The 14,912-nt window shown below is 70.8% G+C and carries 15 protein-coding genes; 6 read left to right on the forward strand and 9 right to left on the reverse strand.

Going from position 1 to position 14,912, the window contains the following annotated elements:
- Positions 1-102: 102 nt before the first annotated feature.
- Positions 103-2,457, reverse strand: coding sequence for an immune inhibitor A domain-containing protein (locus tag ABZZ74_RS18795; RefSeq protein ID WP_356766197.1), 2,355 nt, complete (start codon positions 2,455-2,457; stop codon positions 103-105).
- 376 nt (positions 2,458-2,833) lie between these two features.
- Here ABZZ74_RS18795 and ABZZ74_RS18800 point away from each other — a divergent pair, with 376 nt between their 5' ends.
- Entirely contained in the window at positions 2,834-3,103 is a 270-nt protein-coding gene (locus tag ABZZ74_RS18800; protein ID WP_356766199.1) for a hypothetical protein, read from the forward strand.
- 70 nt (positions 3,104-3,173) lie between these two features.
- Here ABZZ74_RS18800 and ABZZ74_RS18805 read toward each other — a convergent pair whose 3' ends face one another.
- Both ABZZ74_RS18805 and ABZZ74_RS18810 read right to left on the reverse strand, forming a co-directional pair.
- Positions 3,174-3,869 (reverse strand): RDD family protein, encoded by a 696-nt coding sequence (locus ABZZ74_RS18805; protein ID WP_356766201.1) that lies wholly within the window; start codon positions 3,867-3,869, stop codon positions 3,174-3,176.
- 89 nt (positions 3,870-3,958) lie between these two features.
- Positions 3,959-5,494, reverse strand: a complete 1,536-nt coding sequence (locus tag ABZZ74_RS18810; RefSeq protein WP_356766203.1) for an RDD family protein — start codon at positions 5,492-5,494, stop codon at positions 3,959-3,961.
- 242 nt (positions 5,495-5,736) lie between these two features.
- Here ABZZ74_RS18810 and ABZZ74_RS18815 point away from each other — a divergent pair, with 242 nt between their 5' ends.
- Positions 5,737-6,150 (forward strand): SsgA family sporulation/cell division regulator, encoded by a 414-nt coding sequence (locus ABZZ74_RS18815; protein ID WP_356766205.1) that lies wholly within the window; start codon positions 5,737-5,739, stop codon positions 6,148-6,150.
- Between the two features lie 17 nt (positions 6,151-6,167).
- Here ABZZ74_RS18815 and ABZZ74_RS18820 read toward each other — a convergent pair whose 3' ends face one another.
- Complete coding sequence (locus ABZZ74_RS18820) at positions 6,168-7,574, reverse strand: FAD-linked oxidase C-terminal domain-containing protein (RefSeq protein ID WP_356766207.1); 1,407 nt, start codon at positions 7,572-7,574, stop codon at positions 6,168-6,170.
- A gap of 92 nt (positions 7,575-7,666) precedes the next feature.
- On the opposite strand from ABZZ74_RS18820, the gene ABZZ74_RS18825 reads away from it, so the two are divergent.
- Complete coding sequence (locus tag ABZZ74_RS18825; protein ID WP_356766209.1) at positions 7,667-9,121, forward strand: tetratricopeptide repeat protein; 1,455 nt, start codon at positions 7,667-7,669, stop codon at positions 9,119-9,121.
- 1 nt (position 9,122) lies between these two features.
- Here ABZZ74_RS18825 and nthA read toward each other — a convergent pair whose 3' ends face one another.
- The 5 genes from nthA to hppD form a co-directional block, all read right to left on the reverse strand.
- Positions 9,123-9,704, reverse strand: coding sequence for a nitrile hydratase subunit alpha (gene nthA / locus ABZZ74_RS18830; protein WP_356766211.1), 582 nt, complete (start codon positions 9,702-9,704; stop codon positions 9,123-9,125).
- Complete coding sequence (locus ABZZ74_RS18835) at positions 9,694-9,984, reverse strand: SH3-like domain-containing protein (RefSeq protein ID WP_356766213.1); 291 nt, start codon at positions 9,982-9,984, stop codon at positions 9,694-9,696. The genes nthA and ABZZ74_RS18835 overlap by 11 nt, the downstream gene beginning before the upstream one ends.
- A complete protein-coding gene (locus ABZZ74_RS18840) occupies positions 9,977-10,258 on the reverse strand; it encodes a hypothetical protein (protein WP_356766215.1) in 282 nt (93 codons plus the stop codon). Before ABZZ74_RS18840 ends, ABZZ74_RS18835 begins: the two co-directional genes overlap by 8 nt.
- Before the next feature lie 20 nt (positions 10,259-10,278).
- A complete protein-coding gene (locus ABZZ74_RS18845; RefSeq protein WP_356766217.1) occupies positions 10,279-11,139 on the reverse strand; it encodes a Teichoic acid biosynthesis protein C (Precursor) in 861 nt (286 codons plus the stop codon).
- An 89-nt stretch (positions 11,140-11,228) separates the two neighbouring features.
- On the reverse strand, positions 11,229-12,374 hold the full coding sequence (gene hppD / locus ABZZ74_RS18850) for a 4-hydroxyphenylpyruvate dioxygenase (RefSeq protein ID WP_356766219.1): 1,146 nt from the start codon (positions 12,372-12,374) through the stop codon (positions 11,229-11,231).
- A gap of 126 nt (positions 12,375-12,500) precedes the next feature.
- Between hppD and ABZZ74_RS18855 the strand changes: the two genes are divergently transcribed.
- From ABZZ74_RS18855 to ABZZ74_RS18865, 3 genes are read left to right on the forward strand one after another with little or no spacing between them, the layout of a single operon-like run.
- The gene (locus tag ABZZ74_RS18855) at positions 12,501-12,980 is read left to right on the forward strand and encodes an Lrp/AsnC family transcriptional regulator (RefSeq protein ID WP_356766221.1); all 480 of its coding nucleotides are present in this window, start codon (positions 12,501-12,503) and stop codon (positions 12,978-12,980) included.
- A gap of 23 nt (positions 12,981-13,003) precedes the next feature.
- Positions 13,004-13,651: an ABC transporter permease gene (locus tag ABZZ74_RS18860; protein ID WP_356766223.1), complete on the forward strand. Its 648-nt coding sequence runs from the start codon at positions 13,004-13,006 to the stop codon at positions 13,649-13,651.
- Entirely contained in the window at positions 13,644-14,897 is a 1,254-nt protein-coding gene (locus tag ABZZ74_RS18865; RefSeq protein ID WP_356766225.1) for a betaine/proline/choline family ABC transporter ATP-binding protein, read from the forward strand. Before ABZZ74_RS18860 ends, ABZZ74_RS18865 begins: the two co-directional genes overlap by 8 nt.
- Positions 14,898-14,912 lie beyond the last annotated feature (15 nt).

Raw genomic sequence — 14,912 nt, forward strand, 5'->3', positions numbered from 1 at the left:
TGGGACTGTCAATAAGAACAGCACAGGACGCACCTAAACACGATCGGCGGCGACCCGCCAGGGGGTCACCGCCGATACGCTTCTGACCTGCGGAAATGCCGACTACTTCGCCGCTGGGCCGACCTGGAGGGAGATCGTCGAACCGTCCAGGGCCTCCCGGACGATCTTGATCTTGGTGTTGGTGTCAGTGATCTTGACACCGCCGGTCGGGTTCGACGCGTCGTAGTAGGTGCTCGTGCGGTCGTTGAAGACCGGCACCCCGAAGGACCACTTGATCTTGGTCGCCACGTCCGCGTTGTGCAGCGTGATGCCGTCCGTCGGGTACAGGCTGAACGGCGAGTCGTAGGACTGGATGCGGTTGCGCATCAGCGTGCCGTTGGACCACTTCAGCGCCGTCGGGTGCGAGTCGACCGGCAGGATCAGACCGGTGCCCGGGTGGACGCTGGTGTTGTCGTCCGCCTGGGAGGTGTCCCACTTCCAGATCAACAGGCCGTTCTGGTACGGGTAGTGCTCCACCCAGTCCGGACGGGTCGTCGAGAAGCCGAAGTTGTACGGGCCGACCTTGAGGGTCTTGTCGTACGACACGTACTGGCGGTTCTCCGCGATGTAGTACTGCTTGTAGTCCTTGGTGAAGGACGCGCCGACGCGGGAGAAGCCGCTCGCGGTCCAACCCGGGTCCGCCGCCTCGGCGTTGTCGGAGAAGACCGCCGTACCGTCGGCGGTGACGGTGATCTCGTCGGCCGCGAAGCCCTTGAGCGCGACGCCGCCGTCGGTCTGGTAGCGGAAGCGCAGCTGGATCTTCTGGCCGGCGTAGGCGTCCAGCGGGTACGCCAGCTTCTTGTAGGCGTCGACCGTGCCGGTGAGCGCCGGCTTGTCGCTGCCGTCGCGCGGGAGGGCCTGGCCGTCCACCGTGCCGTCCAGGGCGGTCCAGTTGGCGCCGCCGTCGGTGGAGACCTCGGTGTAGAGGTAGTCGTAGCCCGACTCGATGTCGTACCAGCCGTCGAGCGTCAGGGCCGCCGACTTCTTGCCGGTCAGGTCGACGTCACGGGTCAGCGTGTTCTTGAGGTTGTCGCCGCTGCCGCTCCACCACTGGGTCGAGCCCTGGGCCGGGGGGACGATCTCGGTGGTGACCGCCTTGTCGGGCAGCGTGACCACCAGGGCCTGCTTGTTCTTGGTGTTGTACGCGGCGACGCCCAGCTTGTGCGAGGACTTCTTGCCCGCCTTGGCGACGTCGTAGTTCAGCCAGCCCAGCTGCAGCTTGTCCCAGGCGTTCATGTCGCCCGGCAGGTCGCCGATGGCCTGCCTACCGGTGCCGAGCCAGGAACCGGAGGACATCAGGGTCCAGAAACCGGTGGAGTTGTCGCCGCCGTTGGTGTCGTACTCGTCCGGCAGACCGAGGTCGTGACCGTACTCGTGGGCGTAGACGCCGAGTCCGCCGTTCTCCGGCTGCATCGTGTAGTCGCCGACCCAGACGCCGGTGTCGCCGACCTGGGTGCCGCCGAGCTTGTTGTTCGCGGGGCCCGTCGCGCCGGCGTCGGTGCCGAAGGCGTACCAGCGGTGCGCCCAGATGGCGTCGGTGCCCTGGGCGCCGCCGCCCGCGGACTCGTCCTCGCCGGCGTGCACGATCTGGAAGTGGTCGACGTAGCCGTCGGGCTCGTTGAAGTCGCCGTCGCCGTCGTAGTCGTAGCGGTCCCACTGGTCGTACTGGGCGAGGTCCGCCTTGATGTCGGCGTCGGACTCGCCGGCCGCCTTCTGGTCGGCGACCCAGGCGTTCAGGCCGTCGCGCACCAGGTTCCAGACGCTGGAGCAGGTCGTCGAGCCGCAGGCGTTGTTGCCGTAACGGGCCTCGTTGTAGGGGACCTTGACCCAGTCGGTGACCTCGCCGTCGACCGAGTAGCGGCCCGAGGACTGCTTCTCGTAGTACTTCTTCAGCGACTCGGTGTTCTTGCCGGTGCCGAAGTAGAGGTCCTGGAAGTGCTTCTGGTTGTAGTCAGCCTGCCAGGCCGTGGAGTTGTCCTTGGTGCGGTCCGGCTTGGCGATCTGGTTGTGCAGCGGGCCGGCCGTGCCGCCGTAGCGGGGGTCGGTCTGGTCCCCGAACTCCACCAGGATGGTGAAGATCCGGTCGGTCTTCTCCCGGCCGAGCTCGACGTACTTGCTGTCGCCCTTCTTGCCCTTGAGCTGGACGACCCGCGAACCGTCGCGGTCCTTGACCTGACTCTTGCCGGATATGACCTGGTCGAGCGCCTCCCTGCGCTGGGCATCCTGAGTCTTGGAGAGCGGACCGTCGAGGTCGTGCTCCTTCATGCTGCCGACCGCCGCCGGGTCATGGCGGTCCACGGTGGCGGACTTGGCGCTGTCGGCGGCCTGCGCCACTGCGAACGTCGAGAGCGTGGCGGTGGCCGCGGCCAGCGCGACTCCGACCGCTGCCGCCCTGAACGTCCAGGATCTATGCGTCACTTGAGTTCCTCGTGGTCAAGGTGGTAAGTCAAGTGACGCAATTCGACTAGAAGTTGTTAAGAAAAAACAGCCTTGACTTGTGCATCTCAATTGCACTATGCGGAAGCCAAAGTCCGCTTTCCGGACACGCGGGACACTGTGGCGATCCTCGAGCGCGCTCCCGCCTACTGGTCGAACGGGCGCGCGAGTTCGTCCACGTGGTGGACGGTATGACTCCGTGCGCCCCCCGTGCACCGGCCGTGTCGGTTAGGTCACGCTTACTGTTCGTTCCACTCGGGCACACACGCGATTAGAGTCGATTGGCGGCACGCCCCAGAACCGGCGGAAAGCCAGGCCGACACCCCTGTGGACCCCCACTTCCGAGGACACGATTGCCATGCCTCGTCCGACTGCCGCACAGCTCGCCTACGGATCCTGCACCGTGATCTTCTCGACGCTCGCCATGCTGCTGCTGTCACAGACGAGTTCGGGCGTGGGGATCGCCATCATCGCCGTGGCCGCGCTCGCGCTCGGGTTGTTGGTCGCCATGACGGTGCCGCTGCCCAGGTCGCGGGTCGTCGCCGCGCACCGGCCGGCGGCCGAACAGGCCGAACAGGCCGAAGAGCCCGTGCCGGTGGCGGCGACGGGCTCCTCGACGTCGGTGTGACGTACGGCGGTTCGGCGTACGGCGGTCGGCCTACGGCGGCTGTGGTGCCTCAACCGGCCGCCTCCGGGCTTCAGTTGGTGCTGACCACCACCGTCTTCGCCGCCTTGTCGTGCAGGCCCTGCTTGTAGGGCCGGTCGAAGTAGCTCCAGCCGCCCGAGATCGCGGTCCAGATGCACGCGCAGCAGAACGCGAACGGGATCCACAGCACGGCGGCGCGGGCCAGGTTGCTCTGGACGGACGGTGTGGCGCCGTTGTCGAGGTTCGCCACCCGCATGTTGAGCCACTTCTTGCCGAGCGTCTGGCCCGACTTGCTGGTCATCACGGTGTCGTAGCCGATGTAGAGGACGGCCGCGACCAGGGACTGCGCGAAGGACTTGCCGTACTCGACCTTGTCACCGCTCACCGTGTACGCGTGGATCGGCCAGGTGACCAGCCAGACGACGATGCCGACGAGGATCAGGTCGATGATCCGCGCGAGCGTGCGCTTGCCGCTGTCGGCGAGCGGGGGCATGCCGGCGAGGGGGTCGCCGCCGTGGGGGGCGCCACCGCTGTAGGGCGGCTGACCGTACGGGGGTGGCTGTTGGCCGTAGGGCGGGGGTTGTTGGCCTTGCGGCGGGGGCTGCTGGCCGTACGGCGGGGGCTGTGGGGAGTCGTAGGGCGAGCCCGAGCCTGCTCCCGGCGTTCCGGGCGCTCCGGGCGGGGGCTGCTTCCTGAACGGGTCGTCGTCCGGCGGCTGAGCGCCGGAGCCGGGGGGTTCGCTGCTCATGGCCCGAGTGGACCGCGAACCCCGCGGCTTTGCATCCGGCGGACGGCCGTCCGGAGTACGAAATCAGCTGCGCCGTACGGCGTAGTCGGTCATCCGGCGACGAACGTACGGGCCGCCTTGTCGTGCCAACACTGGTGCCAGGGGCGGTCGAACAGGCACCACAGGACGCCGACGACACCGATGACGAGGACGCCGGGGACGCTGTAGACGAGCCAGCGGCGCAGGGCGGCACCGAAGGCGGGCGGCTCGTGCGCCTCGATGTCGCGGACCTCCAGGCCGAGCAGCCGCTTGCCGAGGGTGCGGCCCCAGCGGGCGGTGGGCAGGGCCTCGTAGAGGACGCCGAAGACGAGCAGGACGGCGAGGACGATGCCGAGGTAGACGGAGGTCGTGCCGTCCAGGAGCCAGACGGTGACGGTCCGGCCGCTGAGCTTGGCCGCGTCGATCTTGTCGTTGACGTGGTCGATCGCCTTGGTGCCGAGGGGGACGGCGGCGACGGCGGTGACGGCGCCGATGACGAGGTTGTCGACGATCCGCGCGAGCAGCCGCTTGCCGAGCGGGGCGGGCCGCGCGGCCGACTGACGCCGGGCGGCGGCCTGGAACACGTCCTCGACGGGCGGCTTCCAGGGCACGACGGGCTGCTCGCCCTCGGCTCCCCCGGCCAGCCGATGCACTTGCTGCGCCCAGGAGGGCTGACCCCCGCCGGGACCGCTGGTCATGGGGGCGGCCGGGGCGGACTGGTCGGCTCCGGGCTGACCGACGGGCGCGGGCTGGGCGGCGCCCGGCTGCGGGACCGCGGGAGCCGGCTGCTGGGGGCCGGAGAGGGCGGTCGGGGCGGCGGCCGCGGCCCGCTCGGCAGCAGCCTTGCCCGCACCGAACCCGGGACCACTGGAAGCGGCGGGTACGGCCGGAGCGGCCGCGGCGGCCGAGGACGACGGCCCGAACGCGGGCCCCCCGGAGGCACCGGGCGACGCGCCCTGACCACCGGCATCGCCGGGCGCCCCCGTGCCCCCCGCCTGCGCCCCTCCCTGCTGCCCCGTGCGCGGGGAGACGGCGCGGAATGTCATGGTGCCCTCGTCGGAACTGGGGCCGGCGGGGTGGGGGATGCCGGGGGTGGAACCAGCGGCGGCCGAGGCCTGAACTCCCGCTCCTCCCCCGCCCGCCGCAGGTCGGCGGAAGACGAACGTGCCGTCGGAGCGGACGTCCGAGGCCGCCTCGTCCGTCGGGGGGATCGTCGCCGTGCCGTCCGTGCTGGTGGCGTCGCCCCTCGGGTGGGGGACGCGGGGGTCGGCACCCCAGGAGACGCGGCGGTCGTCGCCGAAGCCGGACTGATGGGCGCGGTCGGCGCCCCAGGCCGGGGCCGGGCCGGGGCGGCTGCCGTGGGGGAGGTCGGACGGGGACGGTTCGGGGTCCTCGTCGAAGAAGTGGGGGCCGGTTTCCTCTACGGACGGGGAGGGAGCAGAGCCGGCGGGCGGGGACAGGGGCTCGCCGGCCGTCGGCGCCGGGCGGCTGGTGCCCGGTACCCAGGAGGCGCCGTTCCAGTACCTGACGTAGCCGGGGATGGACGGGTCCGGGTAGTAGCCCTCGCGGGGCCTGTCGTCACCGGGGGCCGGGGTTGGGGCGCTCATGTCCGTCGTCCCGTATCTGCTCGGGGGTGGGTATGGGGGGCTCCACATCTATCAGACCGACGCAACCCTCACCGCCAGTCCCGTACTACCCACCCCTTTCCGGGCAACCTCGCGCACCCGCTCCACATGTTCGGAAAAAAGTTCTCGCAACCCGCGTAATGCCCGCGCCCCCTTCCGGCTCTCCACCGGTACGGGCCCACCGCAGGGCCCCGTACACCTGCCCGAGAGAGGAACCGCACGCCATGCACTACACCGTGGTGGAACGAGAGCTGGAGCTGAGACTGGTCCTGTCACCGGAGCGCAGCATCCCGGTCCCGGCGCGGCTGAGCTACCGCACCGACGACCCGTACGCCGTCCATGTCGCCTTCCACATCAACTCCGAGCACCCCGTGCACTGGACGTTCTCCCGCGATCTGCTGGTGGAGGGGGTGTTCCGGCCGTCCGGGCACGGGGACGTGCGGGTGTGGCCGACGAAGACGGAGGGCCGCAGCGTCGTGCTGATGGCGCTGAGTTCACCGGACGGGGACGCGCTGCTGGAGGGACCGTCCGCGCAGGTGTCCGCCTGGCTGGAGCGGACGCTGCGCGCGGTGCCGCCGGGGACCGAGGGCGAGCAGCTGGGGATCGACGAAGCGCTCGACCAGCTGCTCGCCCAGTGACGGCACCCGCGCGCGGGTCAGAACAGCTTGCCGGGGTTGAGGATGCCCAGCGGGTCGAAGACCTGCTTGATCTGCCGCTGCATCTCCACGCCGACCGGGCCGATCTCGCGCGCCAGCCACTCCTTCTTCAGTACGCCCACGCCGTGCTCGCCGGTGATCGTGCCGCCGAGCCGGAGGCCGAGGCCCATGATCTCGTCGAAGGACTCACGGGCGCGCCGGGAGGCGTCGGGATCGGCCGCGTCGAAGCAGACGGTGGGGTGCGTGTTGCCGTCGCCGGCGTGCGCGACGACCCCGATGGTCAGGTCGTACTTCTCGGCGATCCGCTCGACGCCCTCCAGCATCTCGCCGAGCCGGGAGCGGGGCACGCACACGTCGTCGATCATCGTGGTGCCGGCGACCGCCTCCAGCGCGGTCAGCGAGAGCCGCCGGGCCTGCAGGAGGAGTTCGGACTCGGCGACGTCGTCGGCGGGGACGACCTGGGTGGCGCCGGCGGCCTCGCACAGGGCGCCGAGGGCGGCGAGGTCGGCGGCCGGGTCAGGGGTGTCGAAGGCGGCCAGGAGGAGGGCTTCGGTGGTCTCCGGCAGACCCATGTGCGCCAGGTCGTTGACCGCCTTGACGGTCGTACGGTCCATGAGTTCGAGGAGCGAGGGGACGTGGCCGCCGGCCATGATCCGGCAGACGGCGTCGCAGGCGTCGGCCGCGGAGGCGAACTCGGCGGCGAGCACCAACTGCTGGGGCGGCTGGGGGCGCAGCGCCAGGACGGCCTTGACGACGATGCCGAGCGAGCCCTCGGAGCCGACGAACAGCCGGGTGAGGTCGTAGCCGGCGACGCCCTTGGCGGTGCGGCGGCCGGTGGACATCAGGCGGCCGTCGGCGAGGACGACGTCCAGGCCGAGGACGTACTCGGCGGTGACCCCGTACTTCACGCAGCACAGGCCGCCGGACGCGGTGCCGATGTTGCCGCCGATCGTGCACATCTCCCAGCTGGAGGGGTCCGGCGGGTAGTAGAGGCCGTGTTCGCCGACCGCGCGGGACAGGGCCGCGTTGACCACCCCCGGTTCGACGACGGCGATCCGGTCGACGGGGTTGATCTCGAGGATGCGGTCCATCCCGGTCAGGGAGAGGACGATGCAGTCCTCGGAGGCGTTGGCGCCGCCGGACAGGCCGGTGCGGGCTCCCTGCGGGACGACCGGGACGCGTAGTTCGGTGGCGATGCGCATGACGTGCTGGACCTGCTCGGCGGTGCGCGGCAGGACGACCACCGCGGGGGTGCCGGCCGGGCAGAAGCTGGCCATGTCGTTGGCGTAGGACGCCGTGATGTCGGGGTCGATCAGGACGGCCTCGGCGGGCAGACCGGTCAGGAGCCGGTCGACGAGGTTTCCGGTGGCTGCGTCGGAGGGCGCTTCGATTCGGCTCATGATCACAGCGTCGCACCCGGGGCCATCGGTGTGAACCCCGTCCACGGCACTGGAGGCATGCCGGGATGTGCTCGTCGTACTGACGCACAGTGAGCGCCATGGAGACGCAAGAGGAGGGCCGGCGGCCAGGGGCCGGACGCCGCGCTCTGATCGCCGCCGTCGCCGGGTGTGCCGTGCTCGGCGGGGCGCTGGCGCTGTGGCCCTGGGAGCGGCCGGCCGCGCACCGGCCCGTCGCGCCGGCGCCGGGGGCCCAGGCGCTCACCGCCGTCACCACCGGCGTCCCGGCGGGTCTTCCCGAGCTGGCGGCGCTGATCGAGACGCGACAGGCGCGGGTGCGGGCCCGGCCGGCGGACGCGGTTTCGTGGGCGGTGCTGGGCAGCGCCTATGTGGAGCGGGGGCGGCGGACGGCGGACGCGGCCGACTATCCACGGGCCGAGCAGGCACTGGAGACCTCGCTGCGGGTGCGGCCGAGCGGGAACGCCGAGGCGCTGGACGGGATGGCGGCGCTGGCGAACGCACGGCACGACTTCCTGTCCGCGCGGATGTGGGGCGAGGCGGCGCTGAAGCTGGCGCCGAAGCGGTGGACGACGTACCCGCTGCTGATGGACGCCTACACCGGGCTCGGCGACTACAAGGCGACGAAGCGGACCCTGGACCGGCTGCTGGAGCTGCGGACGGGGCCGGCCGTGCAGGCGCGGGCGGCGGCGGTCTACCGCGACCGGGGCTGGCGCGAGGACGCGGCGGCCGCCCTCACCGACGCGGCGGCCGCGGCCCGCTCCCCCGCCGAGCGGGCCCAGTGGCTGGAGCGGACCGGGCAGCTGGCCTTCGAGCGGGGTGACCTCAAGGACGCGCTGCGGCACTTCCAGGAGGCCGTCCGGGTCGACCCGGACCAGCGGGCCGCGCAGGCCGGGCAGGGGCGGACCCTGGCGGCGATGGGCAGAACGACGGAGGCGCTGAGCGCGTACCAGGTGGCGCTGGAGAAGCAGCCGTGCCCCCAGTACGCGCTGGAACTGGGCGAGTTGTACGAGTCGCTGGGGCTTGGGCAGGCGGCCCGGGTGGAGTACGACCAGGTGCGGGCGCTGGTGGGCAAGGACCGGTCGGGGGGTGTGGACGACGAGCTGGTGCTCGGGGTGACGGAGACCGACCACGGGGACCCGGCGACGGCCGTACGGCGGCTGCGGGCCGAGTACGCGCGGCAGCCGGGGATCGCGGTGGCCGACGCGCTGGGCTGGGCGCTGCACCGGGCCGGTGACGACAAGGAGGCGCTGCGGTACGCGACGGTGGCGACGGACAAGGCGCACGGCGGTGGCGTGCGCAGCGCGCTGTACTCGTATCACCGGGGCATGATCGAGCGGGCGCTGGGGCAGGACGGGTCGGCACGGCTGGATCTGACGGAGGCACTGCGGATCAACCCGTACTTCTCGCCGCTGGACGTCCCGGTGGCGCGGTCGGCGTTGGCGGGCCTCGGCGAGCCGCCGGACGAGCCGGTGCCCACCGCCCGGGCGACCCCGGGGGGTACGGAGGGTACGGAGGGTACGGAGGAGGAGGGCTGAGTCAGACGGCGGCCGTACCGATCAGCGCCTTGCGGGTCACCAGCGCCGCCAGCTGCTCCTCCCTCAGCCCCGCCGTCCCTTCCGGCCGGCGCGGCAGCACCATGTAGCGGGTCTCCGCGCTGGAGTCCCAGACGGTGATCTCGGTTCCGGCGGGCAGGTCGAGGCCGAACTCCGCGAGCACCGCGCGGGGTTCACGGACCACGCGGGAGCGGTAGGCCTCGGACTTGTACCAGCTGGGGGACGGTCCGAGCAGCCGCAGCGGGTAGCAGGAGCAGAGGGTGCAGACGATGACGTTGTGCGTGCCGGGGGTGTTCTCGACGACCCTCAGCCGCTGGTACGAGCCCTCCATGAAGCCCAGTTCGCGCACGGCGGCCGTGCCGTCCGCGAGGAGCCGGGACCGGTAGTCCGGGTCGGTCCAGGCGCGGGCCACCACGCGGGCGCCGTTCGCCGGAGAGGCACCGGACAGATACGCGTCGACGGTCTCGTCCAGCTGCGCGCCGGAGAGCACGCCTTTCTCCTCCAGCAGCGTCTCGAGCCGCCGTACGCGCTGGGCGATCGTCGCGTCGGAGTGGTCACCGCTCATCGGTCCGGTCCTCCTCCAGATAGCTTTCCCACAGGTCCAGTACGACGTGGTGTTCGCCCTCGCCCCACAGGTCGCGGGCGTCGAACCGGACGGCGTAGATCTGCTCGACCGGCGCGTGCCCGCCGCCCCGCGCGCTGACGTCGGCCAGCTCGGCCGGTCCCTCCGGCTCGACGACGACACCCCGCTTGCCGCGCGCGTACCGCGGCAGCCGGGTGTGGTGGGGCGGGTCGTGGCGGAAGGTGCGCACGCGCGTGCCGGGCGGGAAGCGGTCCTCAGCCATCGAGCTCACCCGGTTCCAGGACGCCCTTGCGCTCCAGCAGCACGCACACGGCGTGGAACCAGCGCTCGTAGTACGAGGTCGACAGATACTCCCGCGGCGGCATCGACTCGATCGCGTCCCGGAACTCGTTGGTGTTGAAGATCCCCTTGGCGCCCAGGGCGTTGACGAGGCCCATGACCCGCGCCTCCCAGTCGGCGTGGAAGGGCTCGGGGTCCTCGGTGATGTCGACGGCCCCGAAGCCCTCGGTGCCGCCCACGTCGTTGATCCTGGCCATGCTTCAGACTACGGCGCGCGCTACTCGCTGTCGTCCTTGACGTAGATCGAGAAACGGCGCGAGCCGAGCTCTCCGGAGGCGAGCCCGATGCACAGTTTCGGTTCGGCGCCCCCGCGCACGCCGAGGCCCTCCGGCTCGCGGTAGGTGAGCGAGTACCCGGCCTGGGTGCGCATCCGCTGGAGGAGCTTCCCGGAGTGGATGTCCAGGCAGGACAGATAGGCGTTGCCGTGTTTCGCCGGCGGGTTGGTGACGTCGTCGTAGGCGGTCCCGGCCAGCTGGTAGACGTGGTCGCCGTGCAGGGCGTAGCCCTGGAAGGCGATGTCGGGGTCGGGGTGCAGGCCGGTCTGCGCGAAGTCGGCGAGCGGGTCGTCGTAGTTCTTCGCGAGGAACGCCTCGAGGTCCCAGACGCGGTAGCGGGGCAGACCCTTCATACGGTGGCGGACGGCGATGCGCTTCGACGTCATGCACACGGAGGGCTGGTTGCTGGTGGAGCCGGCTATCGGCTTGAGTATCTCGATGTCCGCGTTGGTGCGGGTGGCCCTGTCCGCGAAGCGGAAGCGGGTCACGCCCCGGCCGTAACCGCCCCTGGCGTCGCACTCGGTCCAGATCCAGGCGGTGCCGTCGTCGTCGTTCTGCACGCCCATGCTGACGCCGTGCCCGAAGCCCTTGAGGTACATGTACCCGAGCCGATTGCCGTGGTAGTCCAGCTGGTTGAGGCAGAGATCGCCGGCCTCGTGGCCGGTGGCGGTGATCTGCAGGACGTACAGGTGTTTGTTGTGCTCGTCGAAGGCGAACGACTGCAGGACCGTCGGCTCCTTCAGTGTGGCCTTCTTGGACAGCCAACTCTTCGACGGGACGGCCAGGTTGACGCGCGTGGGCACCTTGCTCCCTCAAGTCCTGTGGGCACCCCATCGGCACCCGCAGGACTTGAGGGTGTCAACCGGCGTTCACCGGTTGCAAGATGATGGGCTCACAGGTTTCCGCGCTTGGCCTGCTCCCGCTCGATCGCCTCGAACAGGGCCTTGAAGTTGCCCTTGCCGAAGCCCATCGAGCCGTGCCGCTCGATGATCTCGAAGAAGACGGTCGGCCGGTCCTGGACCGGCTTGGTGAAGATCTGCAGCAGATAGCCGTCCTCGTCGCGGTCGGCGAGGATCTTCAGCTCGCGCAGGGTGTCGACCGGCACGCGGGTGTCGCCGACCCACTCGCCGAGGGTGTCGTAGTACGAGTCCGGGGTGTCCAGGAACTGCACACCGGCCGCGCGCATGCTCCTTACCGTGCGGACGATGTCGTTGGTGTTGAGCGCGATGTGCTGGACGCCCGCGCCGCCGTAGAACTCCAGGTACTCGTCGATCTGGGACTTCTTCTTGGCCACGGCGGGCTCGTTGATCGGGAACTTGACCTTGAGCGTGCCGTCGGCCACCACCTTCGACATCAGCGCGCTGTACTCGGTCGCGATGTCGTCGCCCACGAACTCCTTCATGTTCGTGAAGCCCATGACCTTGTTGTAGAAGCCGACCCACTCGTTCATCCGGCCGAGCTCGACGTTGCCGACGCAGTGGTCGATGGCCTGGAAGGTGCGCTGGGCGGGCGGCTCGACGATCGGGGCGGCGGCCACGAAGCCCGGGAGGTAGGGGCCGTCGTAGCCCGTGCGCTCGACCAGGGTGTGGCGGGTCTCGCCGTAGGTGGCGATCGCGGCGAGGACGACCGTGCCGTGCTCGTCCTTGAGCTCGTACGGTTCGGCGACGCTGCGCGCGCCGTGCTCGAGCGCGTAGGCGTACGCGGCGCGGGCGTCCGGGACCTCGATGGCGAGGTCGACGACGCCGTCGCCGTGCTCGGCCACGTGCTGGGCGAGGAAGTGGCCCCAGGTGGTGGCGGGCTTGACGACCGAGGTGAACACGAAGCGGGCGGAGCCGTTCTCCAGGACGTAGCTCGCGGTCTCGCGGCTGCCGTTCTCCGGTCCGGAGTAGGCGACCAGCTGCATGCCGAAGGCGGTGGAGTAGTAGTGCGCCGCCTGCTTGGCGTTGCCCACGGCGAAGACGACCGCGTCCATTCCCTTGACCGGGAAGGGGTCGGCCTGCCGGGCGGTGTCGGGAGTGTGGTGTGTGGTCTGCGTCATGTCCGCAGCCTGGACCGCGCGGGCAAGGTGCGCAATAGTTCGCGTAATCGCTGGACAATTTGCTTAGCGCGGGACCTCGACCAGCGGCTCTTCTGTACAGGATGACCACCGGCTGAGGAGGCTGCTGTGGCGATCGACGGACTGGACGGCAGGATCCTCGTGCTGCTGGCGCGAGAGCCGCGGATCGGGGTGCTGGAGATGTCCCGGCGGCTGGGGGTGGCGCGCGGGACCGCGCAGGCGCGGCTGGACCGGCTTCAGTCGAACGGAGTCATCCGCGGCTTCGGTCCCCAGGTGGACCCGGCGGCCCTCGGCTACCCCGTCACCGCCTTCGCCACGCTGCAGATCCGCCAGGGCCAAGGGCCCGACGTACGGGCGCACTTGGCGACCGTGCCGGAGGTGCTGGAACTGCACACCACCACCGGCAACGGGGACATGCTGTGCCGGCTGGTGGCCCGCTCCAACGCGGATCTCCAGCGGGTGATCGACCGGGTCGTCGGTTTCGATGGGATCGTCCGGGCCGCCACCGCGATCGTGATGGAGAACCCCGTTCCGCTGCGGATCATCCCGCTGGTGGAGCAGGCGGCCCAGGACGAGGAGAGCACCTGACCGACCGGCGGGGGTGAGCGCGCATGACCTTCTGGGAGTACCTGGGCGACCGGCACCGGCAGCTGCTCATGGACGCCTTCCAGCAGGCGAGCGCGGTGTTCCAGTGCATGGTCGCCGCGACCGTGCTCGGCGTGCTGATCGCCGTCCTCACCTACCGCAGCGACTGGGCCGGCAACCTGGCCGCCACGGCCACCACGACGGTCCTCGCCATCCCCTCCCTCGCCCTGATCGGCCTGCTCGTTCCGGTCGTCGGCCTCGGCATGCCGCCCACGGTGACCGCGCTGACGCTGTACGGGCTGCTGCCCGTCGTGCGCAACGCGGTCGTCGGGCTGCGCGGGGTCGATCCCTCGCTGGTGGAGGCGGCGCGCGGGATCGGGATGTCCCGGTCGACGCGGCTGGTGCGGGTGGAGCTGCCGCTCGCTTGGCCGCCGATCCTGACCGGCATCCGGGTCTCGACGCGGATGCTGATGGGCATCGCCGCGATCGCCGCCTTCGCCTCCGGGCCCGGGCTCGGCAACGAGATCTTCCGTGGGATCGCCTCGTTGGGCAGCGGGAACGCGCTCAACCAGGTCCTCGCGGGCACCCTCGGGATCGTCGTCCTGGCGCTGCTGTTCGACGCCGCGTACGTCCTCCTGGGACGGCTGACCATCCCGAGGGGGATCCGTGTCTGAGCGTGCCACGACCGGGGCGGCCATCGGGCTGGAGAGCCTCACCAAGCGCTATCCGGGCCATCCGGAGCCCTCCGTCGACGACGTCAGCATGGAGATCGAGGCGGGCGAGACCGTCGTCTTCGTCGGGCCGTCCGGATGCGGCAAGTCCACCACGCTCAAGATGATCAACAGGCTGATCGAGCCGTCCAGCGGCCGTATCCGGATCAACGGCGAGGACGTGACCGACATCGATCCGGTCAAGCTCCGCCGGAAGGTGGGCTACGCGATCCAGTCGGCCGGTCTCTTCCCGCACATGACGGTCGCCCAGAACATCGCCCTCGTCCCGAAAATGCTCGGCTGGCCGAAGGCGCGGATCAGGGAGCGGGTCGAGGAGCTGCTCGACCTCGTGGGGCTGGATCCCGGCGAGTTCCACGACCGCCATCCCCGCATGCTCTCCGGCGGGCAGCAGCAACGGGTCGGTGTGGCACGGGCGTTGGCCGCCGATCCGCCGGTCCTGCTGATGGACGAGCCGTTCGGCGCGGTCGACCCGATCACCCGGGACCATCTCCAGGACGAGTTGATCCGGCTGCAGCACGAACTGCGCAAGACGATCGTGTTCGTCACGCACGACTTCGACGAGGCGATCAAGCTCGGCGACCGGATCGTCGTCCTGCGCGAACGCGCCCGCATCGCCCAGTTCGACACCCCCGAGGCCATTCTCACCAACCCGGCCGACGACTTCGTCTCCGGCTTCGTCGGCGCGGGCGCGGCCCTGAAACGGCTGAACCTCACCCGGGTCCGGGACGTCGGGATCACCGCCTGCCCGACGCTGAGCATCGACGACCCGCTCCAGGAGGTCGTCGGCCGGCTCCGCGGCAGCGCCACGAACGAGATCCTGCTGCTCGACAGGCGCCGCCGCCCCTACAAGTGGCTCCGGCGCGGGGACCTCGTGCGGGCGCGGGGTTCCCTGGCGCGGGCGGGCACGCCGGTGCGCTCCACGGTGACCAGGGACGCCACCCTCCGGGACGCCCTGGAGGCGGTGCTCACCGACCACGCCGGGCGGGTCGCGGTGACCGGGCCGCGCGGCGAGTACGAGGGCGTGGTCGACATGGAGACGCTGATGAAGTCCGTGCACCGACTCCTGCAGGCCGACCGGCTGGAGGCGCTGGACCGCCGGCATGAACTGGACGAGGCGCTCGGGGGGCGACGGCGGGGCGGGCGGAGGCCGGTCGGGCGAGAGGGGCCGGAAGAGGTGACGGGGGCGTGACGGCACCCGAGCTGG

The sequence above is a fragment of the Streptomyces sp. NPDC006476 genome, from assembly GCF_040612015.1.
Classification (GTDB): domain Bacteria; phylum Actinomycetota; class Actinomycetes; order Streptomycetales; family Streptomycetaceae; genus Streptomyces; species Streptomyces griseorubiginosus_B.

Coding starts and splice junctions, on each gene's coding strand:
- ABZZ74_RS18800 (WP_356766199.1), top strand. CDS start 2,834: ATGCCTCGTCCGACTGCCGCACAGCTCGCCTACGGATCCTGCACCGTG.
- ABZZ74_RS18805 (WP_356766201.1), bottom strand. CDS start 3,869: ATGAGCAGCGAACCCCCCGGCTCCGGCGCTCAGCCGCCGGACGACGAC.
- ABZZ74_RS18810 (WP_356766203.1), bottom strand. CDS start 5,494: ATGAGCGCCCCAACCCCGGCCCCCGGTGACGACAGGCCCCGCGAGGGC.
- ABZZ74_RS18815 (WP_356766205.1), top strand. CDS start 5,737: ATGCACTACACCGTGGTGGAACGAGAGCTGGAGCTGAGACTGGTCCTG.
- ABZZ74_RS18825 (WP_356766209.1), top strand. CDS start 7,667: ATGGAGACGCAAGAGGAGGGCCGGCGGCCAGGGGCCGGACGCCGCGCT.
- nthA (WP_356766211.1), bottom strand. CDS start 9,704: ATGAGCGGTGACCACTCCGACGCGACGATCGCCCAGCGCGTACGGCGG.
- ABZZ74_RS18835 (WP_356766213.1), bottom strand. CDS start 9,984: ATGGCTGAGGACCGCTTCCCGCCCGGCACGCGCGTGCGCACCTTCCGC.
- ABZZ74_RS18840 (WP_356766215.1), bottom strand. CDS start 10,258: ATGGCCAGGATCAACGACGTGGGCGGCACCGAGGGCTTCGGGGCCGTC.
- hppD (WP_356766219.1), bottom strand. CDS start 12,374: ATGACGCAGACCACACACCACACTCCCGACACCGCCCGGCAGGCCGAC.
- ABZZ74_RS18860 (WP_356766223.1), top strand. CDS start 13,004: ATGACCTTCTGGGAGTACCTGGGCGACCGGCACCGGCAGCTGCTCATG.